Below are 991 nucleotides of genomic sequence, written 5' to 3'. Positions count from 1 at the left end.
AATCAGCAAATAAGTCTTCTACAATCGCTTGAATTCGAGCTTGTGCCTCTGTCAAACTCGAAAATACCCGATGTTTTAATTGCTGACGAACGGATTTAAACACACGCTCGACGGGGTTCAATTCAGGACAGTAAGGCGGCAATTTCTTGAATGTTAACTTTGCCTTGTTGAATAAATCAGCTTTATGGGCCTTAGCACCATCGGCCACAAAAAGCGATTTACCCGTTAGACAACCGTCTACTTGTTGGATAAACCAGCCAAACCAGTGCGCATTTAGCTTAGGCAGAAAAGCCGCGTATCCCTGTCCGTTAAAGGGGCATAAAGTCAAATACAGGTAAACGTTTTCATAGCCAATCCGGATGGGTGAAATCGGTCGATGGCCCATAGGGGACCACTTTCGTCCTAGTTCAGTACGTGTTCCTGCCCGTAATTCATCATGATAGAAAACGGCTTGGTCGGTAAAGTTGGCCCTTACCTGAGCAAACTCTTTTTAAAAATCTCAATGGCCCCCGGTGCCTGTTCGATATGCACCGGCCGGCCGGTTTTAGGCTTGATCTTCAATCGTTTACATAGATCAAAAACGCCACCAAGGGTATACTCGACTCCTAAGCTACCCGCCAGATAAGCTTGAATGTCAGCTAGTGTTTGCGCCTGATCATCGAGCAAAAATCGCCGGAGATGGCTAATTTGAGTAGTGGATAGCTTGCCAAAATAGGTAGCCTTTCGAGGTTGCAATAAGGTTTCAAGTCCCTTTTCTTGATAGGTTTTCCAGACCCGCTGTGCCTGTCTTAAACTCAGATTAACCCGTTTAGCGGCCTCTGTTTGGGTACTGCATTGGCCCGACTTCAACAATCGTAAGAAGCGGACATGATCCCTACACTGAGCTTTATATTGTTGTTTTTCAATGGTTTGCAACAAATCCAAGTCTTCCTTGATTTTAGTCGAGTAATTCATCCCACTAATATACGACATGAAGCTTCTGATTTAGTAT

At 44.7% G+C, this 991-nt stretch carries 1 protein-coding gene and 1 pseudogene; both read right to left on the bottom strand.

Annotated features, from left to right (window positions below):
* Positions 1-388 (bottom strand): annotated as a pseudogene (locus FH603_RS28260) (transposase); the annotation flags it as partial.
* Between the two features lie 83 nt (positions 389-471).
* Positions 472-972: a helix-turn-helix domain-containing protein gene (locus FH603_RS28255; protein WP_186742751.1), complete on the bottom strand. Its 501-nt coding sequence runs from the start codon at positions 970-972 to the stop codon at positions 472-474.
* Positions 973-991 lie beyond the last annotated feature (19 nt).

The organism is Spirosoma utsteinense (genome assembly GCF_014282275.1).
In the GTDB taxonomy this organism is placed as follows: domain Bacteria; phylum Bacteroidota; class Bacteroidia; order Cytophagales; family Spirosomataceae; genus Spirosoma; species Spirosoma utsteinense.
Note: the sequence above shows the minus strand (reverse complement) of the source record. Positions and strands in the feature narration are given on the sequence as shown.

Bases quoted from the DNA above. Each gene is read 5' to 3' on its own strand.
- FH603_RS28255 (WP_186742751.1), bottom strand. From the start codon at position 972: ATGTCGTATATTAGTGGGATGAATTACTCGACTAAAATCAAGGAAGAC.